Below are 25718 nucleotides of genomic sequence, written 5' to 3'. Positions count from 1 at the left end.
GCGCCGACCCGCGTCAGAACGCGTACGTGTCCCCCGTGTCCAGCGCCAGCACCACGTGCTCGTTGTTGGTGGGGTTCCGGTCCGTCGCGCCGCCGTTCCACCACGTGTCCACCCGCACCACCACCTCCGGAGCCCGCTCCTTCAGCTCCAGCACCAGCCCGATGTGCCGCCCCCGCCCGTGCAGCGGCAGCTCACCCGTCTCGCACACCACCTCGCGCAGCCCGGCCCGCGCGCAGCCCTCCGCCAGTTCCTGCCGGTCCGCGAGCTCGGCGGACAGCCTCAGCCGTACGGTCGCGTTCACCAGCGGGGACGGACCCTCGTTCTCCGGGACCAGCAGGACCCGCAGCCGCCCGTGGGCCAGGGCGACCCGCCCGTGGTAGGCCACGTCGGCCTCCGGGCCGGCCCAGGCGCGGGCGCTACCCGGGGCGTCGACGCCCACCGCACCCACCGCACCCACCGCGCTCCCGGCACTCCCGGCGCCGCCGAGCAGCACCAGCAGCCCGGTCATCACCACACTCCGTACGGCACCTCTGCGCACCGCGACCACCTCCACGCGCGGACGCTAGCCATCGCACCCACCCGCTGGTCGGACCATCACACGAATGAGGGCGAGCCCCCACCCATTCGCTCCTGCGTAGGCTTCCGGCCATGCTGATCGCCCGCTCCGCCGCCCTGTTCGCCCTCGCCGCCGTCCTGGAGATCGGCGGCGCCTGGCTCGTCTGGCAGGGCCTCCGCGAGCACCGGGGCTGGGCCTGGATCGGCTTCGGGGTCATCGCCCTCGGCCTCTACGGATTCGTCGCCACCCTCCAGCCCCAGGGCGACTTCGCCCGCGTCCTCGCCGCCTACGGCGGGGTCTTCGTCGCCGGCTCCCTCCTCTGGGGCGTGGTCGCCGACGGCTACCGCCCCGACAGATGGGACATCGTGGGCGCCCTCGTCTGCCTCGCCGGAACGGCGGTGATCATGTACGCCCCGCGCGGCCGGTGACCTGCGGCGTGACCGGCCTATGCTGGCGAGTAATCACCCGTACGAACGCACGAGGAGCCCGCATGAGCACGGCCACCCGAACCGCCGTAGTCACCGGCGCGAGCAGCGGCATCGGCGCGGCCACCGCCCGGCAGCTCGCCGCGGCCGGCTACCACGTCGTCCTCACCGCCCGTCGCAAGGACCGCGTCGAGGCCCTGGCCGCCGAGATCCGGGCCGCCGGCCACGAAGCCACCGCCTACGCCCTCGACGTCACCGACCGCCCCGCCGTCGACGCCCTCGCCGCCTCCCTCCAGCGCTGCGACGTGGTCGTCAACAACGCCGGCGGAGCACTCGGAGCCGAGCCCGTCGCCACCGGCGACCCCGCCGACTGGCGCACGATGTACGAGGTCAATGTCATCGGCACGCTCAACGTCACCCAGGCCCTGCTCCCGGCCCTGACCGCCTCCGGCGACGGCACGGTCGTCGTGCTCTCCTCCACCGCCGGCCACTCCACCTACGAGGGCGGCGCCGGCTACGTGGTCGCCAAGAACGGCGCCCGCGTCCTCGCCGAGACCCTCCGCCTGGAGATCGTCGGCCAGCCCGTCCGCGTCATCGAGATCGCCCCGGGCATGGTCAAGACCGAGGAGTTCGCGAAGACCCGCTTCCGCGGCGACGCCGAGAAGGCGGAGAAGGTCTACGCCGGCGTGGCCGAGCCCCTCTCCGCCGACGACGTGGCCGACACCATCACCTGGGCGGTGACCCGTCCCAGCCACGTCAACATCGACCTCCTGGTGGTCCGCCCCCGCGCCCAGGCCTCGAACACGAAGGTCCACCGCGAGCTGTAGGGCGCGGGCTGCGGCTACCGCACCAGCCCGGCACTCCTCAGGTGCGGCATCAGGGCCGCCGGCTTCAGCCCGGCGGCCTTCGCCGCGTCCAGGGCCCGCTTCAGGTCCGCGCCGAGCGTCGGCGTGAAGTGCAGCAGCACGATGTCGCCCGCCTGCAGCCGCGGCGTCGCGGGCGTCTCGCTCCACGTGGTGAAGTCGTACGTCCAGGTGATCAGCGCCTTGACCCCGCACGCCTTCGCCGCCAGCCGCACGTCGTCGTTCACGGCCCCGTACGGCGGCCGCAGCAGCTTCGGCTCCTTCCCGAAGGCCGCGGTCAGCTGCTCCCCGGCCCCGCACACCTCGGCGTCCTTGCCGGCGGCGTCGAGCGCGGTCAGATCAGGATGGTTGACCGTGTGGTTCTCCACGCTCACCCGTCCCTGATCGACCAGGCCGGTGAAGTACTGGGTGTCGTACGAGGTCGCCCCCGGCAGCAGGAACAGCGACGCGGGAATCCGCTGGTCGACGAGGGTCTGCGCGACGGCGGGGTCGTGCACCCAGCCGTCGTCGATGGTGATGAACACGACCTTCTCGCCGGTCGGCACGTGCGAAACGACGGGCGGCAGCCCGACCTTCCGCGAGCCCGCCCCCTCGGCCGACGAAGCGACGGGAACACCCTCCCCACCACCCCCCACGGCACCGGCGGTACCCACGGCCCCGAGGGCGAGCGACAACGACGCGAGCGCGGCAAGAAGCGCGCGGGATCTCCACATGGCGCACACCTTGGTCTAGACCAACTCCCGCCGTCAATCCCCCGGTCGGGATCTCCTCCCCCCGAATTCACCCCACCCCCAAGGCAGTTGGCCACCACCCCACCAGCCGCACCCGGTCACCCCGTCACGAACGGGAATGTGACACCCCACCACGCGTTCGAGTGAAGCCCTCACGAAGACCCCCGCGCCGCCAGGCCCCATCCCTACGTTCGGTGGCAAACACGAACGGCCCCCGCCCGGGATGGCAGTCCCGGCCGAGGGCCTCACCGACAGGGAAGAAGGACTTCCTCATGGCTGACCAGGACCCTAGCGCCCCCACACGCTTCATGGACCTCCGCGACCCCCGCTACGCCTACATGTTCGGCTTCCTCCAGGCCGACGGGCACTGGTCCCAGGGCAGGGGACAGAAGGTCAAGCTCGCTGTCGAGATCAACGCGCGGGACATCCACCTTCTCCGGGATTTCCAGCAGCTCACGCCGTTCTACAGCTCCATCACCGAGCGCGTCCGGGCTACGAACTTCTCCGAGCGCCACCACTCCGCGACCTGGACCGTCTGCTCACTCGAAGCCCGGACCATCGTCAACGAACTCGGCATGCCCTACGGCAAGAAATCCCTGAGCATCAAGCCGCCCCGTGCGGACTTCGCGCGCCCCGACTACGTCCGCGGAATCATCGACGCAGACGGGTCACTCGGCTGGACCGCCCAGGGATTTCCCTTCCTCTCCCTCACTTCGGCCAGCACGGCGATCGCCGCCTACTTGTGCCACTACGGCAAGAAGGTCACGGGGACGGAGCGCACGATCTCACGCAACACCCGGGACGGCGTTTACAACGTCTGCTACTACAAAGAGACGGCGCAGCAGCTCGCCGCTCACCTGTACTACGACGGCTGCCCCGCCCTCGCCCACAAGAGGGCGAACGCAGAGTCCGTCCAAAGCTGGATCCGTCCTGCGGACATGAGGATCGCCCCGCCGCGACGCCGCTGGACCGTAGAGGACGACCAGGTACTGGTCCGCCTCGGCAACCCGGCCGCAGCAGCCTCCGCCCTGGACCGGACCGAACAGAGCTGTGCGATGCGCCTCTGGCGGATCCGCACCGGACGCACCGTCGCCCCACCCCAGTAGCCGAGTGAACGCGTGAGGGGCACACCGGATGTCCGGTGTGCCCCTCACGCGTTCAGCCCTTGATGCAGACGATCTGCCTGAGCTTGGCAACGACCTCCACGAGGTCCCGCTGCTGCTCCATGACATGCTCGATCGACTTGTAGGCCGCCGGGATCTCGTCCACGACGCCCGAATCCTTACGGCATTCCACGCCCCTCGTCTGCTCCTCCAGGTCCCGCGCCGTGTACCGCTTCTTCGCAGCCGTCCGGCTCATCTTCCGGCCCGCGCCGTGCGAGGCGGAGTTGAAGGCCGCCTTGTTGCCGAGGCCCTTCACGATGTAGGTACCGGTGGCCATGGAGCCCGGGATGATCCCGAAGTCGCCGCTGCCGGCGCGGATCGCACCCTTCCGCGTGACCAGCAGGTCCACGCCGTCGTACCGCTCCTCCGCCACGTAGTTGTGGTGGCAGCTGATCTCCTGCCCGAAGGAGACCTTCGCCTTGCGGAACTGCTTGCGCAGGACCTCCTTGAACAGGCTCATCATCACGGCACGGTTGTACTTGGCGTACTCCTGCGCCCAGTAGAGGTCGTGGCGGTAGGCGGCCATTTCCGGAGTCTCGGCGAGGAACACGGCGAGGTCGCGATCGACGAGTCCCTGGTTGTGCGAGAGCCCCCGCGCGATGCCGATGTGATGGTCGGCGAGCTGGTTGCCGATGCCCCGGGAGCCGGAGTGCAGGGTCAGCCACACCGCGCCCTGATTGTCTAGATTGACCTCGATGTAGTGATTTCCCTGCCCGAGACTTCCGATTTGCCGCATCGCCCGGTCCCGCCGGAACTTCACCGCGTCCGCGACGTAGTCGAACCGCTCCCACAGGTCCCCGAAGCCGCTCTCCGGGAACCCGTACAGCCGCCCCGGATCCACCGCCTCCCGGTGCATCCCCGCCCCCACCGGAATGGCCCGCTCGATCTGCGAGCGCAGTCCCGACAGGTCCCCCGGGAGGTCGTTCGCCGTCAGGGAGGTCTTCACCGCCGACATGCCGCAGCCGATGTCCACGCCCACCGCCGCCGGACAGACCGCGTCCTTCATGGCGATGACCGAGCCGACCGTGGCGCCCTTGCCGTAGTGCACGTCCGGCATGACGGCCAGGCCCTTGATCCACGGGAGTCCGGCCGTGTTCTGCAGCTGGCGCATCGCGCTGTCCTCGACCGACGCCGGGTCGGTCCACATCCGGATCGGGACCTTCGCCCCGGGCACTTCTACATACGACATATCGACCCCAACACCCCGTTAACCACAGAAAAGTCTCAATACGCAAAAAGCCTCGCTCTTGGCCTCAAATGCGACAGGAGACCGGCGCCGGCACCAGCGTGTGCGATAGACATTGTGTCCATCCGCGCCCGAGCCGCGGCAACGCATTTTCCCGAAGGGAGCCGGTGGAACGTGCAGCGCAAGACGGTACGCGGAGTCCTGCCAGCCATCGTGACGCTCGTCGCCCTCACGGCCGGCCTCACCGCGTGCACCGAAAGCGGCGGAGGCGGAACCACCAGCGACGCGAAGGCCGGCGGCAGTGCCGGGGCGGTCCCGCAGCCCGGCAAGTACCGCAGCCTGCCCATGCCCTGCAAGGCCGCGGACGCCAAGAAGGTCAAGGCGATGCTCCCGGCGTCCGACACCCTCGCCCCCGCCGCGCGCGAGGCGCTCTACGCCGGTGTCGCTGACCCCTCGTACGACGCCGACCGGCGCGTCGGCTGCCGCTGGACCGCGCAGACGGCGACCGAGACCCGGCTGCTGTCGGTGGGCTTCGAGCGCGTGGTCTCGTACGACCGGGCCGCCACGAGCGACGACGACAAGGCGCGGCAGGTCTACATCCGCCAGCTCACCAACGCCCATCTCCCCGTTCCCGGCCCGGTCACGAGCCCGACTGCCGGTGCAAGTGGGACGCCTGGGGCCGGTGCGACGCCGGGTGCGGGTGGGACACCGGCACCCGGCCCGACACCGAGTACGGGTACGAGTACGGGTGCAGGCCCAGGCGCGAGCGGGAGCGGGAGCCCCTCGCCCTCCGCTTCCTCCGCCCCGCCCGAGCTCGGCTCCCGCGTCCTCGAAGGGCTCGGCAACGAGGCCTTCCTCGACGACAAGCTCGGTCAGGCCGGAGCCACCGCCGTCCAGTCGCGCACCGTCCGCATTGTGTTCCGTACCTCGAATGTCATCGTCACCGTCGAGTACAGCGTCCAGCCCGCACTCCCCGGCACGGTCCCGCCCAGCCCGGAAACCCAGGACAGGGCGCGGCAGTTGGCGCAGGCCCTCGTGGACCGGTTCGACGAGTGACGGCGCACGTCGGAAGGGGTCCCGCCGGCCCCGGGTGACGGCGCGCACAGCGTGCGGGCGCCGGGTCGGGCTACCGTTGCTCGGGTCCCGCGCCCGTAATGGGTCCAATGAGCCCGCACGAAGACCCACAACGTCTGAAGGAATCATGCACCGATCAGCCTCGCGCCTCACCCGCGTCCTCGCCTGCGCAGCCGTTCCGGTGATCCTCACGGTCGCCGGCTGCTCGTCCGACTCGGGCAAGGACTCGGGCTCCGGCAGCGGCAGCGGCAAGAAGTCCGGAGCGACCTCGTCCGCGAAGCCGAGCGCCAAGGCCTCCACCGCGCTGGAGAAGGCCGTGTACGCCACGCTGCCGGAGCCGTGCAAGGCGGTCGCCGCGAAGACCATCGAGACGATCGTCCCGAAGGCCAAGGACGCCAACGGCACGGCGGCCAAGTCGAACGACCTCAGCAGCCGCGCCACCTGCACCTGGAACGGTCTGGACGAGGCCGGCCTGAAGGGCTCGCAGTACCGCTGGCTCTCGATCTCCCTGGTCCGCTACGACTCCCTCGCCTCGGTCGGCACCGGCAGCAAGCGCGCCGAGGACGAGTACGCCAAGCAGGTCGAGAAGGCGAAGGTCGTCGAGGGCGCGGAGAACGTGAAGCCGGAGGCGGCGGGCGGCATCGGCGATCAGGCCACCTCCGTCACCTTCACCACCAAGAAGGACGGTGACTTCGCCAACACGACGGTCATCGCCCGCACGCACAACGTAGTCATCACCCTCGACTACAACGGCACCGCCTACGAGGGCGCGGACGCTCCCGACCAGGGGAAGCTGCTCCAGGACGCCATCGCGGCGACGAAGGAGACCGTGGCCTCGGTCGAGGCGGCCAACCAGCAGAAGCAGCCGGAGCAGCAGCCTTCGCCGTCGAACTCCTAGCAGGCGGACCCACGGGTGACCGGACGTCCGGACCGCTGACGTCCGGTCACCCGTACGCGCGTACGCTGTGCCTGCCGTAGCTCGACAAGGGGAGGGGATCGCGGGTGGCCGCGATGCAGCTGACTCGTACGCACCGGATATTGATCGGTGTGGTGGTCGCCGGAGCCGTCGTCATCGCGGGGATCGGATTCGCGGGTTCGTACTCCGCCGTGCGGGCCCTCGCGTTGCAGAAGGGCTTCGGCAACTTCTCGCTCGTCTTCCCCATCGGCATCGACGCCGGCATCTGCGTCCTGCTCGCGCTGGACCTGCTGCTGACGTGGATCCGGATCCCGTTCCCGCTGCTGCGCCAGACCGCGTGGCTGCTGACGGCGGCGACGATCGCGTTCAACGGCGCGGCGGCCTGGCCGGACCCCCTCGGGGTCGGCATGCACGCCGTGATCCCGATCCTCTTCGTGGTCACCGTCGAGGCGGCCCGCCACGCGGTGGGCCGGATCGCGGACATCACCGCCGACCGGCACATGGAGGGCGTGCGCATCACGCGCTGGCTGCTCTCCCCGGTCCCCACCTTCAAGCTGTGGCGCCGGATGAAGCTGTGGGAGCTGCGCTCCTACGAACAGGCCGTCGGCATGGAGCAGGACCGCCTGATCTACCAGGCCCGCCTCCAGGCCCGATACGGCCGCTTCTGGCGCCGCAAGGCCCCGGTCGGCGCCATGATGCCGCTGCGCCTGGCCCGCATCGGCGTCCCCCTGTCCCAGACGGCCCCCGAAGGCCTCGCGGCGGCCGGCATCGACCCCCTCCTCCTCCCCCCGGCGGACCCGGCGACCCACCCGGCCCACCCGACCCACCCGGCCCACCCGACCCACCCGGCCCTCCCGCCCGGCTCCACGGACGCCCACGCCGCCTCCCCGCAGGACGCGGCCACCCCGGCCCTCTCCGGAGCGGCGGGCCCGCAGGGCCTAGCGGGGGCGGCGGGCGCGCGCGTCCTCGCGGGTACGTCCACCACGGCGGGCCTTCCCGGCGTGGACGGCCCGATTCCCGTCGGCCTCCCGGCCCAGGCCCAGGCCGAGCCCCAGGCGGGCGTCGGCCCGGCCACACCACAGGCCCAGGCCCAGGCCCAAGCCACACCGCAGGCCCAGGCCCAAGCCCAGGCCCAGCCCTTCGGCCCGGCCGGCGCAGCCCTGCAGCCAGGCACCCCCGCGCAGCAGGCGGCCTTCGCGGCCGCGGCCGCGGCCGCGGCCGGCCTGCACGCCCCCCTGCCGCAGCCCCACCAGGGCGCCGGGGAGGACCCCCAGTTCTGGGACGCGACCGAAGGGGGCGCCCCGCAGGGCCACCCCGATGCCGCCCCCTTCGTGGTGGACCCGACCGCCATGCCCGCCGCCCACAACAGCGCCTGGTTCGCGGCGCCCCGCGCGCCGCAGGCCGCGTACGAGGGCGGCTACAACCCCCAGTACGTCGAGGGCCTGGAGCCGACCCCGGTCATGGCCCCGACCGGCCCGGAGCCGCAGGACCCCGACCAGGACCAGGATGGCCGGCAGGAGCTCCCCGTACCGGCTCCCCGGCCGGACGAGGCCCCGCCGGAGGACGAGTCCAGCGCCGACGACGAGAAGTTCGCGGAGGCGGCGTACGAGGTCTTCCGCTCCCACCTGGAGGAGAACGGCGAGGTCCTGACCGCCGAGCAGCTCGACATAGTGCTGGCCGACCGGTACGGCGTGGTGCATCCGCGCAGCGCCTCGCTGATCCGCAAGATCTTCCCGCAGCTCAAGCAGCGCTACCAGACCGAGCTGGAGAACGAGCACATCGCGTAGCCCCGCCCCGGCGCCCCCGGGGAACCGGAAGGGCCCGCACCCCCCAGGGGGTGCGGGCCCTTCCCCGTGTCCGTGAGGAATCTACGCGGCGAGCAGCTTGCGCACCCGGTCCGCCCCGACCGCGAGCAGCAGCGTGGGCAGGCGCGGACCGGTCTCCCGGGTCACGAGCAGCCGGTAGAGCAGGGCGAAGAACGTCCGCTGCGCGACCTTGAGCTCCGGGGTCGGCTTGGCGTCGGGCTCGAGGCCGGCCATCACCTTCGGCACGCCGTAGACGAGCGTGGTCAGCCCGTCGAGCGACCAGTGCGAGTCGAGCCCGTCCACGAGCCGCCGCAGCGACTCGCGGCCCTCGTCGTCCAGGGAGGACAGGAGCTCCACGTCGGCCTCCTCGCGCACCAGCGTCCGTTGGTCGGCGGGGACCTGGGTGGTGATCCAGTTCTCGGCGCGGTCCAGGCGCGGGCGCACCTCGTCGAGCGAGGTCAGCGGCCGCTCGGGCTCCAGGTCGCTGAGGATGCGCAGGGTCTGCTCGTCGTGCCCGGCGGTGACGTCGACGACGGACGCGAGCGTCCGGTACGGCATCGGGCGCGGGGTGCGCGGCAGCTCGTGCGAGGCGACGCGCACGGCGCGGGCGTGCGCGGCGGCGTCGGCGGGCAGGACGGAGCCGTCGGTGACCTTGGACTCCAGCTTGTCCCACTCGTCGTAGAGCCGCTGGATCTCCTGGTCGAAGGCGATCTTGAAGGACTGGTTGGGGCGGCGGCGCGCGTACAGCCAGCGCAGCAGCTGCGGCTCCATGATCTTCAGCGCGTCGGCCGGGGTGGGGACCCCGCCCTTGCTGGAGGACATCTTGGCCATGCCGCTGATGCCGACGAAGGCGTACATCGGTCCGATGGGCTGCTCGCCGCCGAAGATGCCGACGATCTGCCCGCCGACCTGGAAGGAGGAGCCGGGCGAGGAGTGGTCGACGCCCGAGGGCTCGAAGATCACGCCCTCGTAGGCCCAGCGCATCGGCCAGTCGACCTTCCAGACCAGCTTGCCGCGGTTGAACTCGCTGAGCTTGACCGTCTCGGTGAACCCGTCCTCGGTGCAGACGTAGGTCATCTCGGTGGTCGTGTCGTCGTAGGAGGTCACCTTGGTGAAGTCCTTGCCGCACTGGCCGCAGTACGGCTTGTACGGGAAGTACCCGGCCTCGCCGACGCTGCCGTCGTCCTCGGCGGCCGCGCCCGAGCCCTCGGCGGCCTCCAGCTCGGCCTCGTCGACCTGCTTCTGCTGGGGCTTCTTGCCGCCCGGCTTCTGCTTGGTGCGGTACTGGTCGAGGATCGCGTCGATGTCGGCGCGGTGCTTCATCGCGAACAGCACCTGCTCGCGGTAGACACCGCTGGTGTACTGCTCGGTCTGGCTGATGGGGTCGTACTCGACGCCCAGCTCGGCCAGGGATTCGACCATGGCGGCCTTGAAGTGCTCGGCCCAGTTCGGGTACTCCGAGCCGGCCGGGGCGGGCACGGCGGTCAGCGGGCGCCCGATGTGCTGGGCGTGGGACTCCTCGGTGACGCCGGGGATGCCCTTGGGGACCTTCCGGTAGCGGTCGTAGTCGTCCCACGAGATCAGGTGCCGGACCTCGAAGCCGCGGCGGCGGACCTCGTCCGCGACCAGGTGCGGGGTCATGACCTCGCGGAGGTTGCCCAGGTGGATCGGGCCGGAAGGGGAGAGTCCGGACGCGACGACGACGGCTTTGCCCGGGGCTCGGCGCTCCGCCTCGGCGATGACCTCGTCCGCGAAACGGGAGACCCAGTCGGTCTCGGTGCTGCTGGGGGCGCTCTGAGCCACGGCACGTCCTTCTATCTCGAATGCTGGCTTCTCGCCATTCTCCCAGACGGAACGGCACGCTCCGGGGTTGCTCCCACCCACTGATATCCCGCGAAGCGCCGGGCCCCCGCGTGGGATACTCGGTCCTTGTCGGAACACCCAAGTGCAAGCTCGCGCAGACGCGCATGCTCGCGTGCAAGCTCACACACGACCTCACAGGAACGGCAGCTCATGGCCTCGGTCCCTTCCCTCGCTTCCTCCGTCAACCAGCGCGTCGCCGACGCACTCGCCTCCGCCCTGCCGGATGCCGGTGCGAGCGACCCGCTGCTGCGACGAAGCGACCGGGCCGACTTCCAGGCCAACGGCATCCTGGCGCTCGCGAAGAAGGCCAAGGCCAACCCGCGCGAGCTGGCGACGACCGTGGTCGAGGGCATCGAGACGGGCGGCCTGATCCAGGAGATCGAGGTCTCGGGCCCCGGCTTCCTCAACATCACCATCACCGACCGGGCGATCATCGAGACCCTGGCCGGGCGCGCCGCCGACGACCGCCTCGGCGTGCCGCTCGCCGCGCGGCCGGGTACGACGGTGATCGACTACGCGCAGCCGAACGTCGCCAAGGAGATGCACGTCGGGCACCTGCGCTCGGCGGTCATCGGCGCGGCGATGGTGGAGATCCTGGAGTTCACGGGCGAGAAGGTGGTCCGTCGCCACCACATCGGCGACTGGGGCACCCAGTTCGGCATGCTCATCCAGTACCTGCTGGAGCACCCGCACGAGCTGGACCACAAGGCGGAGGACGGCGCGGAGGTCGCGGAGGTCTCCGGCGAGGAGGCGATGTCCAACCTGAACCGCCTGTACAAGGCCTCGCGCACCCTCTTCGACTCCGACGAGGAGTTCAAGACGCGCGCCCGGGCCCGGGTGGTGGACCTCCAGGCCGGCGAGCCGCAGACGCTCGCCCTGTGGCAGCGGTTCGTGGACGAGTCGAAGATCTACTTCTACTCGGTCTTCAACAAGCTGGACATGGACATCCAGGACCCCGACGTCATCGGCGAGTCCGGCTACAACGACATGCTCACCGAGACCTGCAAGCTGCTGGAGGACTCGGGCGTCGCGGTCCGCTCCAACGGCGCGCTCTGCGTGTTCTTCGACGACGTCAAGGGCCCGGACGGCAACCCGACCCCGCTGATCGTCCAGAAGTCCGACGGCGGTTTCGGCTACGCCGCGACCGACCTCTCGGCGATCCGCGACCGCGTGGGCGTGCTGGGCGCCACGACGCTCCTGTACGTCGTGGACGCGCGGCAGTCCCTGCACTTCAAGATGGTCTTCGAGACGGCCCGCCGGGCCGGCTGGCTGAACGAGGACACCAAGGCCGTGCAGCTGGCCTTCGGCACCGTGCTGGGCAAGGACGGCAAGCCGTTCAAGACCCGTGAGGGCGAGACGGTGCGGCTGGTGGACCTGCTGGACGAGGCCGTCGAGCGGGCGACCGCCGTGGTCCGCGACAAGGCGGACAAGGTCGGCCTGACCGAGGCGGAGATCGTCGAGAACGGCCGGTACGTGGGCATCGGCGCCGTGAAGTACGCGGACCTGTCCACCTCGGCCGCGCGCGACTACAAGTTCGACCTGGACCAGATGGTCTCGCTGAACGGCGACACGTCCGTGTACCTGCAGTACGCGTACGCCCGCATCGGCTCGATCCTGCGCCGGGCGGGTGACCGCAAGCCGGTCGCGCACCCGGAGCTGGAGCTGGCCCCGGCCGAGCGCGCGCTGGGCCTGCACCTGGACCACTTCGGCGAGCTGCTCGCCGAGGCGGCCGCGGAGTACGCCCCGCACAAGGTGGCCGCGTACCTCTACCAGCTGTCCTCGCTGTTCACGACGTTCTACGACCAGTGCCCGGTCGTGCGGCCGGAGCCGGAGCTCGTCGTCGGCGAGAACCGCCTGTTCCTCTGCGACCTGACCGCCCGCACCCTCTCGAAGGGCATGTCCCTCCTGGGCATCCGGACGCCCGAGAAGCTCTGACCTGCTGCGCGAAGGCCCCTGACGCACCCGGCGGTTTCCAGGGGTCGTCGCAACACGTGGTCGTGTTGGTCAGGCCGCGAGGAGTTTATGCAGGCGCTCGGCTGGGGTTTCCCAGCCGAGCGTTTTGCGTGGTCGGCCGTTGAGCTGGGCGGCGACGGCGTCGAGGTGTTCGCGGCCGTGGACGGACAGGTCGGTGCCCTTGGGGAAGTACTGCCGCAGCAGGCCGTTGGTGTTCTCGTTCGAGCCGCGCTGCCAGGGGCTGGCCGGGTCGCAGAAGTAGACCGGGACGTCGGTGGCAACGGTGAACTCGTGATGACGGCCCATCTCTGAGCCCTGGTCCCAGGTCAGGGACCGTTTCAGGTGTGCGGGCAGCCGCTGGACGGTTTCCTGGAGGGCGTCACGGACGGCTTCGGCGCCGCGGCCGTTCGGCAGGTGCAGGAGCATCACGTATCGGGTGGCGCGTTCGACGAGCGTGCCGATGGCGGACCCGTTGTCCTTGCCGATGATCAGGTCGCCTTCCCAGTGTCCGGGCACCGCCCGGTCCTGCGCCTCGGCGGGCCGTTCGCTGATCATGACCATGGGCTCGGCGAAGCGGGGCTGACGCTGCTGGGTCTGGCGGTGGGGTTTGCGGCGGGCCCGTCCGGTCCGCAGGGCTCCGGCGAGTTCTCTGCGCAGTTCGCCGCGTCCTTGCACGTAGAGGGCCTGGTAGACGGTTTCGTGGACCACGTGCATCTCCGGCCGGTTCGGGAACTGTGCCCGCAGAGCCTGGCAGATCTGCTCCGGGCTCCACAGTTCGTCCAGGCCGGCCTGGACCGCGGCCCGCAGCTGCGGGTTCTGGCTGATCTTGCGCGGTTTGGGGCGGGGCCGGCGGCCATCGGCCCGGGCCTGGGCGGCGAAGGGCCGGTACTGCCCGTTTCCGGGATGCCTGTTGCGGCGGATCTCCCGGCTGATGGTGGAGGGGCTGCGGCCCAGCTCGGCGGCGATCGCCCTGACCGTGGCCTTCTCCCGCACGCGGTCGGCTATGTGGATCCGGTCGGCCTCGCACAGGTACCGGGATGCACCAGAAGGCGGCAGCACCGGACGAACGGGTGCTGCCGCCTTCTGCCCGCCCGACGGGCGGCGGCCGTTACGCCACCGCTTGCCCGTCCGCAGGTTGATCCCGACGCGTCTGCAAGCCTCGGAACTGCTCAGGCCCTGGTCCATGAGCCGGAAGTATTCCTCCCGCTCACGGACCAGCTTCCTCGGGCCTTGGGCCACCGCCCGCACCTTGCGGATCTCGAATTCCATCGCACCCCTTGAGCTGGGGTGTTGCGACGACTCCTAGAACCCAAGCCCGCGCCGGGGGCCTTCGCGTTTCCCGGCAGGCCCGGCAGGCCCGGCAGGCCCGGCAGGCTCCTGCACGAGGTCCTCATCGAGCGCGGCCATGCCCCGATCGTCCCCCTGCCCGTCCTGGCTCAGGCATGGCGTCCCGGTCAGTGGACGCCCTTGACCCGCGCCGTGCCCCAATGCGTCGTCTTCGGGGTGCACGCCTCCGCTCCGCCTTCGTGCGGCGCGTGCCAAGCGGGCCACACGGAGGACGACGCGAAGCGCGCCGGCCGTCTCCTGGCCTCCGCCGCGATCCCTACCGAGATGCGGCCCGACGCGGTGGGCGCATTGGCCGTGGTCATCGCCGCCCGCCACCCCCAGGCCGTCATCGCCACCTCCGACCCGCGCGACATCACGGCCTACCGGGACGCCCTCCCCGGAGCCGCGGAGGCGATCCGGGTACTGGATGTGCGGGACCTCGCCGCCTTCCTCGCCGGCAAGCGCGTGCTGGGCTGAGCCATCGGGGCGCTCGCCTCCCGCTCCCCTCGTACCCGAGGCCCGAGCACCGGGCCGGGGCCCGAGCACCCGGGCCGGGGGCCGGGGCCGGGGCCGGCGCAGTCACCCGTACGGCCCGGTTCGGGCCGCGTGGCCCGGGTAGGGGACGGCCCGTCCAATCCCTGTCCGCAACCCGGAGGCATCCGTGCCCGACATGAACGGCCCCTACAAGCCCGGCACCCCGTGCTGGATCGACCTGATGGTTCCCGACCAGCAGGCGGCGATCGACTTCTACTCCGACCTCTTCGGCTGGCACGGCGAGATCGGCCCGCCCGACCAGGGCGGGTACGCCGTCTGCACCCTCAAGGGGAAGCCCGTCGCCGGAATCATGAAGGCGTCGAACCAGGACGGCACCGTCCCCGACCCGATGCCGCCGACCGTGTGGACCACGTACCTGGCCACCGACGGCATCGAGGCCACCCTCAAGTCCGTCACCGGCAACGGCGGCAGCGTCATGACGGGCCCGATGGACGTCATGGACCTCGGCAAGATGGCCGTCGTCGCCGACCCGACCGGAGCCGTCTTCGGGCTGTGGCAGGCGGGCACCTTCGAGGGCGCGGGCATCGTCAACGAGCACGGCGCCCTCATCTGGAACGAGCTGAGCACCGGCGACATCCCCGCCGCCCGCGCCTTCTACAGCTCCATCCTGCCGGTCACCACCGCCAAGTCGGAGATGCCGGACGCCGGGGAGTACCACGAGGTCCAGGTCAACGGCCGCGCGGTGGCCGGGATCATGGACCTGGCGACCCTCCCGCCGGGCACTCCGGCGAACTGGAATCCGTACTTCAGCGTCGACGACGTGGACGAGATCCAGGCCGCCGCCGTACGCGCAGGCGCCTCCGTCGCGGCCCCGGCCTTCGACATGGCGGCCGGCCGGATGGCCGTACTGAAGGACCCGCAGGGCGGGGTCTTCTCGGTGATCAAGGCGAACCCGGGGCTCGGCGACTGACCGGACCGCCACCCCAGTGACGGGGCTCACAGGGAACATTCCCCCTGTGAGCCCCCTCCTCTCTGTGCCGAAGCGTTTCAGCACCGAGGGGACACACGATGAACGAGCTGCGCGACACGACACGGCTGCGCACCGGGCGGGCGCTGGCCGCACTGCTCGCCGCCGACGGGCTGGTCCACCTGTACTGGGCCACCGGCCTGACCTGGCCCGCCCCCGACGAGCGGACGCTGTCCCTCGCCGTACTCGGCACCGAGGTGTCCTTCGGGCCGCCCGTGGTCCTGCCGCTCGCCGCGCTCACCCTGACCGGCGCCGCGGCTGTGCTCGCGCACACGCACGGCCTCGGCGGCCCGGCCACCCGCCGGGCCGCCCGCCTGGTGACCGCCGCCGTCGCCGCGGGCCTGGCCGTACGGGGCCTCGCGGGTCTGGGCTGGTCCGCCGGCCTCCTCAACAGCCCGGCGGACGGCCCCTTCCGCACCCTCAACCTCGCCCTCTACACCCCCGCCTGCCTCGCCTTCGGGTGGGCGGCGGCCCGCCTGGCGGGTGCGCGCGCGCAGGGGGCCCGGAGCCCACGGATCTTGCCGAATCCGTGATCTGTTTGCGTATCGGAATCTCTCCCACCGCCCCTAGTCTGAGCACGTTCAAAAGGGGAGGGAACCCAGACATGCAGTTCAAGCGCATAGCCGCCGTGGCCGCCGCGGCAGTGGTCGGCCCGACGGTCCTCATGACCACGCCCGCGATGGCCGACGAGCAGCAGCAGCCGGCCGTATCCGTGCCGGACGCCGCACCGAAGGACGACGCGGCGCCCGCCGCCGACCCCACTCCGGCGACCACGCCGACGACCACGCCGCAGACCGGGCCCACGCCCGGAACGGGCCCGGTCACGCCGCCCGTCACACCGCCGGTCACCCAGCCCGTCACACCGCCGGTCACCCAGCCGGGGACCCCGGCGACCGGGCCGGCCACCACGCCGCCCGCGCCGGTCACCCCGGCCCCGGCCCCGGCGGCCGAGAAGCCCGCCGAGGCCAAGGACACCCCGGGGGACTCCATCCTCATGGGCCCGGACGTCACGATCGCCGGCATCCCGAAGGCCGGATTCAAGGCCGACGGCAGCTGGACCGCACTGACCGTCGAGGTCGACAACTCGGCCAACACGGAAGTCACCGACTACACCCCCCGGATCACTTTCACCCAGGAGCAGGGGAAGCTGAAGCCCGGCCAGATCAAGGTCGAGCGGCTCGTCACCGACGCGGCGGGCAACAAGTCCTGGAAGCCCGCCGACTTCATCGGCGGGTACAACTCCAACTACTTCACCTACGGCCTCGGGAAGAAGGCGTCCGTCGCCCGGGAGTCGGTCTACACGATCGACGTGCGGATCAGCTTCGCCGCCGATACCCCGGTGGTCCCCTTCAAGCTGGACTCCGACGGCCTGAGCATCCGCCCCGACGGCGGAAACGCCTGGTCCGGCGCCACCTGGTACGAGACCAGCATCGCCGGCGCGATCGCCTACCCGGACACCGTCGAGGGCCCGTCGCTCTCCCTGACCGGAGTCTCCACGGAAGGCTACAAAGCGGGCGGCGACTGGCGGGAGGTCGGCATCCACGTCGACAACACCGGCAAGCCGGCGCTGAAGAAGTTCGGCATGGCGCTCGCCGTGGAGCGCCTGGACTTCTCGCAGCTGCAGCCCGAGCACATCCAGGTCGAGGCTTACGGCCACAACGGCTGGCAGGCGGTGAAGCACTCCTACTCGGACACCGGGCTCGTCTTCTTCGACCTCGGTCTCGGCCCCATCTCCTCCGGGGAGACCACCGACGTCAAGCTGCGGATCCGCTTCACCAAGGACGCCCCGCTCGGCGACATCAGGCTGCGCCCGGCCGGCGGCGCCGAGGACGACCTCGGCTCGGGCGATCACCACGTGTGGGTCGTCAGCCCCGCGAAGGCCCGGCTGACCAAGGTCCTCGCGGCCGACCCGGCCACGGGCGGCACCGGCAACCAGGGCAACGACCCGGCCCCCAACGGCGGTTCCAAGCCGATCGACGGCACCGGCACCGGCAACCGCCCCGGCGGCCAGCTCGCCGAGACCGGCAGCAGCCCGGCCAGCACCTGGGCCCTCGGCACAGGCGGCGTCGCCCTGACCCTGGGCGCGGCCCTCGTCGCCGGCACCGGCCGCCACCGCCGCCGTACGACAGCCTGAGTCGGCGGAACTCCCACCAGACGACCTTGCCCGGCGCCCGGGACAGCACACCCCGGGCGCCGGCGAGGGCGTCCCCGTTGGCGAGCCCCCGCCCGGGCGGGGGCTGCTTGCTCAGTGGGTCAGCGGATAGGAGTGCCGGCCGGTCGCCGCGTCGATCTCGGTGTGGGCCTTCTGCAGCATCTGGGACGCGATGTCCATCATCGCCCGCGCGCCGGCGATCTCTTCTCCGACCTTCAGCTGGTCCGGGTCCGAGGGATGACGCATGGCATAGCCGCGCGCCCGGATCTCGGAGCCGTCCCCGAGCCTGACCAGGGCCGCCGCACTGGTGCGATGGCCCTCCTCGGTGAATTCGATCTCCACATGCCACCCAACGAGTGTGGACATGCTGCACCACCTCCAGGGGTTCACCCTGTCTCCAGAGTGCGCCTGAGCGGGACACGACGCGACTCGGGGGTGGGGTCGGGGGTGGGTGGGCAGGTGCTGCGGGCCGGTCGGTGACTTCGACAAGGTCCGGTGGGAGCCCGGCAGTCCAGTGTCCTTTCGGTGCGGGCCGGTCCCTCAAGGGCGCTCACTTCGTTCGCGTCGCTTCGCGATGGCCTTCGGCCACCCTTGACCGACCGACCCACCCCGAAACGCCACAAGACTTCCGGGATCCCCCCGGGGAACGGCCGGGAGGGACGGATACGGAGGAGCGGCCGGATCAGGGATGCCCACGCCCCCTCCGGCCGGTGCGACGATCCGCACCCGTCACTGGTCGGGACCGCCCAGCCGGACGGTATGGACGCCCGGGACGGTCAGAACGCCCAGGACCGGGCGGTCGGACACCCTTCCCGAGACTTCGCACGGCCAACCGGACCGTAAGGACGACCACCACCCCTTCGCAGGGTCGGTGGGCGCGTCGGATCGCTACACGGTCCTTCTCGGCTTAGCGACTAACGACCGTCTGTGGCCAGGGAATCGAAACGATCAGTTCTCGGAGTCTGAGGACGAAAGAGTCGCCATGAGATGGCGCAAGCCCACCGAAGAGTCCAGGAGAGTGCACAGGATCGTCGCCGGACGGCCCCAGGTCCATCCGGGCCGTGGGCGGCCTATGCCCAGCCACGGACGGGCCGCAGCCGCTAAGCCGAGAAGGACTGTGTAGCGATCTGACGCGCCCACCGATCCTGCGAAGGGGTGGTGGTCGTCCCTACGCTCATGCTGACCGTGGGAACCCTCGGGAAGGGTGTCCGACCGCCCGGTCCTGGATTCTCTGACCGTCCCGGGCAGCCATACCCTCCCCCTCTGTGGTCCTGGCCGCTCGACGGTCCGGATGACCGGCCGGAGGGGGCGTGGGCATCCCTGATCCGGCCGCTCCTCCCCATCCGTCCCTCCCGGCCGTTCCCCGGGGGGAACCCGGAAGTCTTGTGGCGTTTCGGGGTGGGTCGGTCGGTCAAGGGTGGCCGAAGGCCATCGCGAAGCGACGCGACGACGAAGGAGGAGCGCCCTTGACGGACCGGCCCGCACCGAAAGGACACTGGACTGCCGGGCTCCCACCGGACCCTGTCAACGCCCCCGCCCAACCCGCAGCCCACCCCCACCGCAGCCCCCACCCCGTCTGAGTACCCGTACTCATGTGCCCGCCGGGTGGCGCTCGCGCTCCTCGCCACGGCGGCCGTGATACTCAGCTACACCGTCTTCCACCGGATCGTGGACTGGCCCTGACGGTCAGCGCTCCGCCCGCAGCCACCCCGCCGCCTCGGTTGCCCAGTACGTCAGGATCGTGTCCGCGCCCGCCCGCTTGATGCCGAGGAGGGTCTCCAGGATGGCCCGGTCGCGCTCGATCCAGCCCTTTTCCGCCGCCGCCTCGATCATCGCGAACTCTCCGCTGATCTGGTATGCCGCCACCGGGACGTCCACCGACTGTGCGACCCGGTAGAGGATGTCGAGGTACGGCCCGGCCGGCTTGACCATCACCATGTCGGCGCCCTCCTCCAGGTCGAGGGCGAGCTCGCGCAGTGACTCCCGGGCGTTCGCCGGGTCCTGCTGGTACGTCTTGCGGTCGCCCTGGAGCGAGGAGGCGACGGCCTCGCGGAAGGGGCCGTAGAAGGCCGAGGAGTACTTGGCCGTGTACGCGAGGATCGAGACGTCCTCGTGGCCCGTCTCGTCCAGCGCGTCGCGGATGACGCCGACCTGACCGTCCATCATCCCGCTCGGGCCCACCACGTGGACGCCCGCGTCGGCCTGGACCTGCGCCATCTCGGCGTAGCGCTCCAGCGTCGCGTCGTTGTCCACGCGGCCGTGCTCGTCCAGGACCCCGCAGTGGCCGTGGTCGGTGTACTCGTCCAGGCAGAGGTCGGACATGATGACGAGGTCGTCGCCGACCTCCGCCTTCACGTCGCGGATCGCGACCTGCAGGATGCCGTCCGGCTCGGTGCCCGCCGTGCCCCGCGCGTCCTTGTTCTCGTCGGCCGGAACCCCGAACAGCATGATCCCCGAGACGCCCGCCTCGACCGCCTCCACGGCGGCCTTCCGCAGCGTGTCCCGGGTGTGCTGGACCACGCCCGGCATCGCCGAGATGGCGAGCGGCTCGCTGATGCCCTCCCGGACGAACGCCGGGAGGATCAGGTCCGAGGGGTGCAGCCGGGTCTCCGCGACCATGCGCCGCATCGCCGGGGTGGTGCGCAGCCGGCGGGGCCGCGAGCCGGGGAAGGATCCGTACGCGCTCATCTTCTAGTCGCCTCTTCGAGCATCGGTCGGTCGGTGGAAACAGTCGCAGACAAGGGTAGGGCCCGGGTGCGCTCGCACCCGGGCCCTACCCTCTAACGCCCACATCAGGTCGTACGACGCCTGCGCGCCCCCGGCCGTCGCTCACTGGGCCGGTACACGCTCTCCCCGGCCTCCTTCGCGGCTTCGCGGCGCGCGGCACCGTACTCGGCCAGGGCCTCCGCCAGCTTGCCCACGCTCGGCTCCGGCGACAGCACGTCGACCCGCAGCCCGTGCTCCTCGGCCGTCTTCGCCGTCGCCGGGCCGATGCACGCGATGACGGTGACGTTGTGCGGCTTGCCGGCGATGCCGACCAGGTTGCGCACCGTCGAGGAGGACGTGAAGAGAACGGCGTCGAAGCCGCCGCCCTTGATCGCCTCGCGCGTGTCCTGCGGCGGCGGCGACGCGCGCACGGTCCGGTAGGCGGTGACGTCGTCGACCTCCCACCCGAGCTCGATCAGCCCGGCGACCAGGGTCTCGGTGGCGATGTCGGCGCGCGGCAGGAAGACGCGGTCGATCGGGTCGAAGACCGGGTCGTAGGGCGGCCAGTCCTCCAGCAGTCCGGCGGCGGACTGCTCGCCGCTGGGCACCAGGTCGGGCTTGACGCCGAACTCCACCAGCGCGGCGGCGGTCTGCTCGCCCACGGCGGCCACCTTGATGCCCGCGAAGGCACGGGCGTCGAGCCCGTACTCCTCGAACTTCTCGCGTACGGCCTTGACCGCGTTCACCGAGGTGAAGGCGATCCACTCGTAGCGGCCGGTGACGAGCCCCTTGACCGCCCGCTCCATCTGCTGCGGGGTGCGCGGGGGCTCCACGGCGATGGTGGGCACCTCGTGGGGCACCGCGCCGTAGGAACGCAGCTGGTCGGAGAGCGAGGCCGCCTGCTCCTTGGTGCGCGGTACGAGGACCCGCCAGCCGAACAGCGGCTTCGACTCGAACCAGGACAGCTCCTCGCGGCGCGCGGCGGCGCCGTGCTCCCCGACCACGGCTATGACGGGCCGCGAACCCTCGGGCGAGGGGAGGATCTTGCCCTGCTTGAAGACCTGGGCGATGGTGCCCAGGGTCGCCGACCAGGTGCGCTGGCGCGTGGTCGTACCGGCCACGGTCACGGTGAGCGGGGTGTCGGGCTTGCGCCCGGCGCTCACCAGCTCGGCGGCGGCCGCCGACACCGTCTCCAGCGTCGCGGAGACGACGAGGATGCCGTCGCTGGCGCCCACCTCGCTCCAGCAGCGCTGGGAGGCGTTGCGCGCGTCCACGAACCGCACGTCGGCGCCCTGCTTGCCGCTGAGCGGCACACCGGCGTACGCGGGTACGCCGACGGCCGTCGCGACGCCCGGGACGACCTCGAAGGGGATCCCCTCGGTGGCGCAGGCGAGCATCTCGTCGGCCGCGTTCCCGTCGAGCCCGGGGTCACCGGTGACGGCACGGACGACCCGCCTGCCGGAGCGCGCGGCCTCCATGACAAGATTGGCGGCGTCTCGGATCACCGGGACCCCGGCGGCCGTTGACTTCTCGTCAGCGATCGTCAGCTGCGGCGTGTCCACCCCCGCGCGCGCATGCGTACGTACGACCTCGAGCACATCGGGCTCCGCGATCAGTACGTCCGCGGCGGCCAGGGCCTCCACGGCGCGGAGCGTCAGCAGTCCCGGGTCGCCCGGGCCGGCACCGAGGAAGGTGACGTGCCCGTGGACGGCGACGGCCGCGAATGCGGAGGTGGTTGGGCTTGTGGGGTTCAAAGCGACCGCTCCCCCATCAGACCGGCCGCGCCCTTGGCCAGCATCTCGTCCGCGAGTTCGCGGCCGAGCGCCATGGCCTCGTCGTACGACTGGGGCACGGGACCGGTGGTGGACAGCTGCACCAGCGTGGAACCGTCGAGGGTTCCCACGACTCCACGCAGGCGCATCTCATTGACAATCTGCCCGTCGGCCAGCAGGTCGGCGAGCGCGCCCACGGGGGCGCTGCAGCCGGCCTCCAGGGCGGCGAGCAGGGCGCGTTCGGCGGTCACGGCGGCCCGGGTGTACGGGTCGTCGAGCTCGGCGAGCGCGGAGATCAGGTCCGTGTCGGACGCGAGGCACTCCACGGCCAGGGCACCCTGGCCGGGTGCGGGCAGCACGTTGTCGACACAGATCAGGTCGGTGGCCTCGTCGCCGCGGCCGATCCGGTTGAGGCCGGCGGCGGCGAGGACGACGGCGTCGAGCTCTCCGCTGCGCACGAACCCGATCCGGGTGTCGACGTTCCCGCGGATGCCGACGGTCTCGATGACCTTGCCCAGCGAGCGGGCGTACGCGTGCAGCTGCGAGGTGCGCCGCGGCGAACCGGTACCGATCCGCGCACCGTCGGGCAGCTGCTCGAAGGTCAGGCCGTCGCGCGCGACGAGCGCGTCGCGGGCGTCCTCGCGCTGCGGCATGGCCGCGATGACGAGCTCGGCGGGCTGCGCGGTGGGCAGGTCCTTCAGCGAGTGCACGGCGAAGTCGACCTCGCCGCGTACGAGGGCCTCGCGCAGGGCGGTGACGAAGACGCCGGTGCCGCCGATCTGCGAGAGGCTCTCGCGGGACACGTCACCGTAGGTCGTGATCTCCACGAGCTCGACGGGCCGGCCGGTGATCGCCCGTACCGCCTCGGCGACATGTCCGGACTGGGACATGGCCAGCTTGCTTCGCCGCGTGCCGAGCCGGAGGGGCTGGTCGAGACGTGGATTCATGATGCCCGTCCTGAGTCGTCGTTCTTGTCTGCCGCGTCCGCCCGGCTGACGGAGGCCACCGTCTGCGGGTCGAGATCGAAGAGTTCGCGCAGCGCCTCGGCGTACCCGGCGCCGCCGGGCTCGCTCGCGAGCTGCTTGACGCGCACGGTCGGCGCGTGGAGGAGCTTGTCGACGACGCGCCGCACGGTCTGAGTCACTTCAGCCCGCTGCCGGTCGTCGAGGTCCGGCACTCGCCCGTCGAGCCGTGCCACTTCCATGGCGACGACCTCGGCGGCCATGGCGCGCAGGGCGACCACGGTGGGCGTGATGTGCGCGGCCCGCTGGGCGGCGCCGAAGGCGGCCACCTCTGCGGCCACTATCCCGCGTACGGCGTCCACGTCGGCGGCCATCGGCGCGTCGGCGGATGCCTCGGCCAGCGACTCGATGTCGACGAGCCGCACCCCGGGGATGCGGTGCACGGCGGCGTCGATGTCGCGGGGCATGGCCAGGTCGAGCAGTGCGAGGGTGACGGGCCGCTCGTCCGCCCGGGTACGGGCTTCCTTGCGCGGCTGCTGCCGCTGCGCGGCGGCCTCGCCCTGGTCGGCCCAGGTGCCGTGCAGTTCCAGCGAGCTGGCGTCCACTCCGGCGAGCGCGGCGCGCCCGTCGGCGGTCCGTCCCGGATCGGAGGCCAGCGCCTCCAGTCCGACGGGACACCCGTCGCGCTCGTCCACGGCCACCTTGCTCCGCACGGCCCCGGCATCGGCGACGCGCTGCCCCCGGGCCGTCATCACGGCAAGCCGCGCGACGAGCTCTGCGGGCACATCCAGCCCGGCCGAATCCAGCCCCGCCGGAGGTTGAGGCGCGGGGTCCGGGGCGGAACCCCAGGGGGCCCCGGCGGAGCCCGGGGAACGGTCGAAGGGCGGGTGGGGGACGGCCCCCGCGGGGCCCGCCTCCACGGCCGCGGCCACGTCGTCCCCGGTCAGCACGAGCCCGGTGGCGCCGGTACACGACACCACCACGTCGACTCGTGTCAGCTCATCGGCGACGGCGGACATCGCAATGGCCGAAGCCGCCACCCCGGTGCCCGAGGCAACCAGAATCCCGGCCAGCCGCTCCGCCCGCTCCGCGGTCCGGTTCGCCACCACGACCTCGGCGATGCCCACCCGCGCGAGCGTCGCCGCCGCCAGCGAGGACATCGAACCGGCCCCGATGACGAGCGCCCGCTTCCCGGCGGCCCACTCCTCCACCGGCACGTGCACGGCGAGCTGTTCCAGCCCGAAGGTCACCAGCGACTGCCCCGCCCCGTCGATCCCGGTCTCGGAGTGCGCCCGCTTGCCGACCCGGAGCGCCTGCTGGAAAAGATCGTTGATCAGGCGCCCGGCGGTGTGGAGCTCCTGCCCCAGCGCCAGCGCGTCCTTGATCTGCCCGAGGATCTGCCCCTCGCCGACCACCATCGAGTCCAGGCCGCACGCCACCGAGAAGAGGTGGTGCACCGCCCGGTCCTCGTAGTGCACGTAGAGGTAGGGAGTGAGCTCCTCCAGCGCGACCCCGCTGTGCTGCGCCAGCAGGGTCGACAGCTCGGCGACACCGGCGTGGAACTTGTCCACGTCCGCGTACAGCTCGATCCGGTTGCACGTGGCGAGTACGGCCGCCTCGGTCGCCGGCTCCGCGGCCAGCGTGTCGTGCAGCAGCTTGACCTTGGCATCGGCGGGCAGCGAGGCGCGCTCCAGCACGCTCACGGGCGCACTGCGATGACTCAGGCCTACGACGAGCAGACTCATGCCGGCATCACCGCCGGCACGTCACCCTCGGGTCCGCCCTTGCGCGCGACGGCCGCGGCCCGCCCGGCGGGCGGCACGACGGCGGCGGCCGGGGCCGCCCCGGTGCCGGTGCCCACGGCGCTGCCGCCGGCGGCAGCGGCGGCCGCCGCTTCCTCACCGGCCTTGCGCTGCTCGTGGAACGCCAGGATCTGGAGCTCGATCGACAGGTCGACCTTGCGCACGTCCACGCCCTCGGGCACGGACAGCACGGTCGGGGCGAAGTTCAGGATGGAGGTGACACCGGCGGCGATCAGCCGCTCGCTCACCTGCTGCGCGGCACCCGCCGGGGTCGCGATGACCCCGATCGAGACGCCGTTCTCCTCGATGATCTTCTCCAGGTCATCGGTGTGCTGCACGGGCATGCCGGCCACGGGCTTGCCGGCCATGGCCGGGTCGGCGTCGATGAGCGCGGCCACGCGGAAGCCGCGGGACGCGAAGCCGCCGTAGTTGGCCAGCGCGGCGCCGAGGTTGCCGATGCCGACGATGACGACCGGCCAGTCCTGGGTCAGCCCGAGCTCGCGGGAGATCTGGTAGACGAGGTACTCCACGTCGTAACCGACCCCGCGGGTCCCGTAGGAACCGAGGTAGGAGAAGTCCTTGCGGAGCTTCGCGGAGTTGACTCCGGCGGCCGCGGCCAGCTCCTCGGAGGACACCGTGGGCACCGATCGCTCGGAGAGCGCGGTGAGTGCGCGCAGGTACAGCGGAAGCCGGGCGACAGTGGCCTCGGGAATACCTCGGCTGCGGGTCGCCGGTCGGTGAGTTCGGCCAGTTGCCACGATGCTCCTGCGGGATGAGCGGGGCTGCAGGTGGCCACTTGTCCCAGGACCACCCCGTCGAATGCAGGCTATGTCTTTGTGAACGCGTGCACAAAGATTGTGTCCGCTTTGTCCGAGCAAAGTGACCGGGGTCACGCGCCTTGGGCATACGGGCCGGGAACGGGCGACACGCCGAACCCGTTC

Annotated in this window: 22 protein-coding genes; 11 read left to right on the top strand and 11 right to left on the bottom strand. The window is 71.5% G+C overall.

What is annotated here, in order from left to right; translation table 11 throughout:
• Positions 1 to 13 precede the first annotated feature (13 nt).
• Positions 14 to 553 (bottom strand): hypothetical protein, encoded by a 540-nt coding sequence (locus OG904_RS16875; protein WP_405491743.1) that lies wholly within the window; start codon positions 551 to 553, stop codon positions 14 to 16.
• A 95-nt stretch (positions 554 to 648) separates the two neighbouring features.
• Here OG904_RS16875 and OG904_RS16870 point away from each other — a divergent pair, with 95 nt between their 5' ends.
• Positions 649 to 984, top strand: a complete 336-nt coding sequence (locus OG904_RS16870) for a YnfA family protein (RefSeq protein WP_405491741.1) — start codon at positions 649 to 651, stop codon at positions 982 to 984.
• Between the two features lie 62 nt (positions 985 to 1046).
• Entirely contained in the window at positions 1047 to 1808 is a 762-nt protein-coding gene (locus tag OG904_RS16865) for an SDR family NAD(P)-dependent oxidoreductase (RefSeq protein WP_405491739.1), read from the top strand.
• Positions 1809 to 1822: 14 nt separating this feature from the next.
• On the opposite strand, the gene OG904_RS16860 is transcribed toward OG904_RS16865, so the two are convergent.
• On the bottom strand, positions 1823 to 2557 hold the full coding sequence (locus OG904_RS16860; RefSeq protein ID WP_405491737.1) for a polysaccharide deacetylase family protein: 735 nt from the start codon (positions 2555 to 2557) through the stop codon (positions 1823 to 1825).
• A 290-nt stretch (positions 2558 to 2847) separates the two neighbouring features.
• On the opposite strand from OG904_RS16860, the gene OG904_RS16855 reads away from it, so the two are divergent.
• Positions 2848 to 3681 carry a hypothetical protein gene (locus OG904_RS16855; protein WP_405491735.1) on the top strand — a complete coding sequence of 278 codons (834 nt, stop codon included), beginning with the start codon at positions 2848 to 2850 and terminating at the stop codon, positions 3679 to 3681.
• A 52-nt stretch (positions 3682 to 3733) separates the two neighbouring features.
• Here OG904_RS16855 and OG904_RS16850 read toward each other — a convergent pair whose 3' ends face one another.
• Complete coding sequence (locus OG904_RS16850; protein ID WP_405491733.1) at positions 3734 to 4927, bottom strand: RtcB family protein; 1194 nt, start codon at positions 4925 to 4927, stop codon at positions 3734 to 3736.
• A gap of 171 nt (positions 4928 to 5098) precedes the next feature.
• On the opposite strand from OG904_RS16850, the gene OG904_RS16845 reads away from it, so the two are divergent.
• From OG904_RS16845 to OG904_RS16835, 3 genes are all read left to right on the top strand, one after another.
• Positions 5099 to 5980, top strand: a complete 882-nt coding sequence (locus OG904_RS16845; protein ID WP_405491731.1) for a DUF3558 domain-containing protein — start codon at positions 5099 to 5101, stop codon at positions 5978 to 5980.
• 145 nt (positions 5981 to 6125) lie between these two features.
• Complete coding sequence (locus tag OG904_RS16840; protein WP_405491729.1) at positions 6126 to 6896, top strand: DUF3558 domain-containing protein; 771 nt, start codon at positions 6126 to 6128, stop codon at positions 6894 to 6896.
• Positions 6897 to 7000: 104 nt separating this feature from the next.
• The gene (locus OG904_RS16835; protein ID WP_405491727.1) at positions 7001 to 8701 is read left to right on the top strand and encodes a DUF2637 domain-containing protein; all 1701 of its coding nucleotides are present in this window, start codon (positions 7001 to 7003) and stop codon (positions 8699 to 8701) included.
• An 81-nt stretch (positions 8702 to 8782) separates the two neighbouring features.
• Here OG904_RS16835 and lysS read toward each other — a convergent pair whose 3' ends face one another.
• Positions 8783 to 10522, bottom strand: coding sequence for a lysine--tRNA ligase (gene lysS / locus OG904_RS16830; RefSeq protein WP_405491725.1), 1740 nt, complete (start codon positions 10520 to 10522; stop codon positions 8783 to 8785).
• A 210-nt stretch (positions 10523 to 10732) separates the two neighbouring features.
• Between lysS and argS the strand changes: the two genes are divergently transcribed.
• On the top strand, positions 10733 to 12517 hold the full coding sequence (gene argS / locus OG904_RS16825) for an arginine--tRNA ligase (protein ID WP_405491723.1): 1785 nt from the start codon (positions 10733 to 10735) through the stop codon (positions 12515 to 12517).
• Between the two features lie 69 nt (positions 12518 to 12586).
• On the opposite strand, the gene OG904_RS16820 is transcribed toward argS, so the two are convergent.
• Complete coding sequence (locus OG904_RS16820) at positions 12587 to 13708, bottom strand: IS30 family transposase (protein WP_405498064.1); 1122 nt, start codon at positions 13706 to 13708, stop codon at positions 12587 to 12589.
• Positions 13709 to 13825: 117 nt separating this feature from the next.
• Here OG904_RS16820 and OG904_RS16815 point away from each other — a divergent pair, with 117 nt between their 5' ends.
• From OG904_RS16815 to OG904_RS16800, 4 genes are all read left to right on the top strand, one after another.
• Positions 13826 to 14338 (top strand): hypothetical protein, encoded by a 513-nt coding sequence (locus OG904_RS16815; protein ID WP_405491721.1) that lies wholly within the window; start codon positions 13826 to 13828, stop codon positions 14336 to 14338.
• Positions 14339 to 14531: 193 nt separating this feature from the next.
• Entirely contained in the window at positions 14532 to 15326 is a 795-nt protein-coding gene (locus OG904_RS16810) for a VOC family protein (RefSeq protein WP_405498062.1), read from the top strand.
• 98 nt (positions 15327 to 15424) lie between these two features.
• Complete coding sequence (locus OG904_RS16805; protein ID WP_405491719.1) at positions 15425 to 15916, top strand: DUF3995 domain-containing protein; 492 nt, start codon at positions 15425 to 15427, stop codon at positions 15914 to 15916.
• A gap of 71 nt (positions 15917 to 15987) precedes the next feature.
• Positions 15988 to 17517: a hypothetical protein gene (locus OG904_RS16800; protein WP_405491717.1), complete on the top strand. Its 1530-nt coding sequence runs from the start codon at positions 15988 to 15990 to the stop codon at positions 17515 to 17517.
• Positions 17518 to 17628: 111 nt separating this feature from the next.
• Here OG904_RS16800 and OG904_RS16795 read toward each other — a convergent pair whose 3' ends face one another.
• From OG904_RS16795 to OG904_RS16770, 6 genes are all read right to left on the bottom strand, one after another.
• Positions 17629 to 17901: a DUF1876 domain-containing protein gene (locus OG904_RS16795; RefSeq protein ID WP_405491715.1), complete on the bottom strand. Its 273-nt coding sequence runs from the start codon at positions 17899 to 17901 to the stop codon at positions 17629 to 17631.
• Positions 17902 to 19221: 1320 nt separating this feature from the next.
• Positions 19222 to 20223 (bottom strand): porphobilinogen synthase, encoded by a 1002-nt coding sequence (gene hemB, locus OG904_RS16790; RefSeq protein ID WP_405491713.1) that lies wholly within the window; start codon positions 20221 to 20223, stop codon positions 19222 to 19224.
• 104 nt (positions 20224 to 20327) lie between these two features.
• Positions 20328 to 21995, bottom strand: coding sequence for a uroporphyrinogen-III synthase (locus OG904_RS16785; RefSeq protein ID WP_405491711.1), 1668 nt, complete (start codon positions 21993 to 21995; stop codon positions 20328 to 20330).
• Entirely contained in the window at positions 21992 to 22960 is a 969-nt protein-coding gene (gene hemC, locus OG904_RS16780) for a hydroxymethylbilane synthase (RefSeq protein ID WP_405491709.1), read from the bottom strand. The genes OG904_RS16785 and hemC overlap by 4 nt, the downstream gene beginning before the upstream one ends.
• Positions 22957 to 24720 (bottom strand): glutamyl-tRNA reductase, encoded by a 1764-nt coding sequence (locus OG904_RS16775; protein WP_405491707.1) that lies wholly within the window; start codon positions 24718 to 24720, stop codon positions 22957 to 22959. The genes hemC and OG904_RS16775 overlap by 4 nt, the downstream gene beginning before the upstream one ends.
• Positions 24717 to 25535, bottom strand: a complete 819-nt coding sequence (locus OG904_RS16770; protein WP_328300166.1) for a redox-sensing transcriptional repressor Rex — start codon at positions 25533 to 25535, stop codon at positions 24717 to 24719. The genes OG904_RS16775 and OG904_RS16770 overlap by 4 nt, the downstream gene beginning before the upstream one ends.
• Positions 25536 to 25718: the final 183 nt, after the last annotated feature.

It is taken from the genome of Streptomyces sp. NBC_00096 (assembly GCF_045041305.1).
In the GTDB taxonomy this organism is placed as follows: domain Bacteria; phylum Actinomycetota; class Actinomycetes; order Streptomycetales; family Streptomycetaceae; genus Streptomyces.
This window is presented reverse-complemented; position numbering and strand designations above follow the sequence as displayed.

Coding starts and splice junctions, on each gene's coding strand:
- OG904_RS16855 (WP_405491735.1), top strand. CDS start 2,848: ATGGCTGACCAGGACCCTAGCGCCCCCACACGCTTCATGGACCTCCGC.
- OG904_RS16805 (WP_405491719.1), top strand. CDS start 15,425: ATGAACGAGCTGCGCGACACGACACGGCTGCGCACCGGGCGGGCGCTG.
- OG904_RS16870 (WP_405491741.1), top strand. CDS start 649: ATGCTGATCGCCCGCTCCGCCGCCCTGTTCGCCCTCGCCGCCGTCCTG.
- OG904_RS16865 (WP_405491739.1), top strand. CDS start 1,047: ATGAGCACGGCCACCCGAACCGCCGTAGTCACCGGCGCGAGCAGCGGC.
- OG904_RS16860 (WP_405491737.1), bottom strand. CDS start 2,557: ATGTGGAGATCCCGCGCGCTTCTTGCCGCGCTCGCGTCGTTGTCGCTC.
- hemB (WP_405491713.1), bottom strand. CDS start 20,223: ATGAGCGCGTACGGATCCTTCCCCGGCTCGCGGCCCCGCCGGCTGCGC.
- argS (WP_405491723.1), top strand. CDS start 10,733: ATGGCCTCGGTCCCTTCCCTCGCTTCCTCCGTCAACCAGCGCGTCGCC.
- OG904_RS16850 (WP_405491733.1), bottom strand. CDS start 4,927: ATGTCGTATGTAGAAGTGCCCGGGGCGAAGGTCCCGATCCGGATGTGG.
- OG904_RS16810 (WP_405498062.1), top strand. CDS start 14,532: ATGAACGGCCCCTACAAGCCCGGCACCCCGTGCTGGATCGACCTGATG.
- OG904_RS16775 (WP_405491707.1), bottom strand. CDS start 24,720: ATGAGTCTGCTCGTCGTAGGCCTGAGTCATCGCAGTGCGCCCGTGAGC.
- hemC (WP_405491709.1), bottom strand. CDS start 22,960: ATGAATCCACGTCTCGACCAGCCCCTCCGGCTCGGCACGCGGCGAAGC.
- OG904_RS16795 (WP_405491715.1), bottom strand. CDS start 17,901: ATGTCCACACTCGTTGGGTGGCATGTGGAGATCGAATTCACCGAGGAG.
- OG904_RS16800 (WP_405491717.1), top strand. CDS start 15,988: ATGCAGTTCAAGCGCATAGCCGCCGTGGCCGCCGCGGCAGTGGTCGGC.
- OG904_RS16840 (WP_405491729.1), top strand. CDS start 6,126: ATGCACCGATCAGCCTCGCGCCTCACCCGCGTCCTCGCCTGCGCAGCC.